Genomic DNA, 928 nt, shown 5'->3' with positions numbered 1-928 from the left:
TAAAGCAACAAACTTCAATTCGGTTAGATGCTGATGTACTTGCTTGGTTCAAAGCACAAGGCAAAGGTTATCAAACACGTATGAATGAAATTTTACGAGATGCTATGCTAAAAGAATTAAAAAATCATCAATAAGAATGGGAGCTTAGGCTCCCATTTTTGACTTCATTTTTAGGGGGGATTACCATTCAAAAATTTAAATAGTAGATTTTATAAATTTTTAAGTGTTATATTATAATATAACATTAAATTTGGTTGTTTTATGCTAAATAAAAGTAAACTATTTTTAGCTTTAATTACTTTAGGGGCCTCGAAAATTTTATTGGCAGCTGAAGGGCCTGTTACTACCTTAAATACAATAGTATTAACTGCACAATCTGATGAGTTAGGGTCTGAGCTGTTAGGCAAAAGTCTAAATGTTAGTAATCAGTTTATTGATACTAGTAAACTTAAACAGCGTTCGACAACTCTAGGGGATGCCTTGGGTACGGAATTAGGAATTCATTCTAATCAATATGGAGGTGGAGCATCTACTCCTATTATTCGTGGGCAGGAAGGAAAACGTATTAAAGTTTTACAGAATAATGCTGACGTGTTGGATATGTCTAATATGTCCCCAGATCACGCTGTCACAGTTGAACCAAGTTTAGCTAAGTCTATTGAAATTATACGTGGTGCAAGTACCCTTTTGTATAGTTCAAATAGTGCGGCAGGGGTAGTCAATGTCATTGACTATAAAATTCCAACCCAAATGCCTCAAGACGGATTAGAGGGTAATACTACATTACGTTTTAATACTGGCAGTAATGAGAAGTTGACCACAGCAGGTGTAACAGTTGGCTTAAGCCCACATGTAGCTTTACGGGCAGAAGGGTTATATCGTAATGCTGGTAACTATAAAACTCCTCATTACCAGTCTAGCTCTTATA

General features: G+C 35.6%; 1 protein-coding gene and 1 pseudogene. Both read left to right on the top strand.

What is annotated here, in order from left to right; translation table 11 throughout:
- The coding region (locus ABD296_RS49400) for a BrnA antitoxin family protein (protein WP_031974794.1) at positions 1-134 on the top strand (134 nt) is incomplete at its 5' end.
- A gap of 127 nt (positions 135-261) precedes the next feature.
- Positions 262-928: pseudogene (gene znuD2 / locus ABD296_RS49395) on the top strand (TonB-dependent receptor ZnuD2); the annotation flags it as partial.

Source organism: Actinomadura napierensis (genome assembly GCF_039529375.1).
In the GTDB taxonomy this organism is placed as follows: domain Bacteria; phylum Actinomycetota; class Actinomycetes; order Streptosporangiales; family Streptosporangiaceae; genus Spirillospora; species Spirillospora napierensis.
Note: the sequence above shows the minus strand (reverse complement) of the source record. Positions and strands in the feature narration are given on the sequence as shown.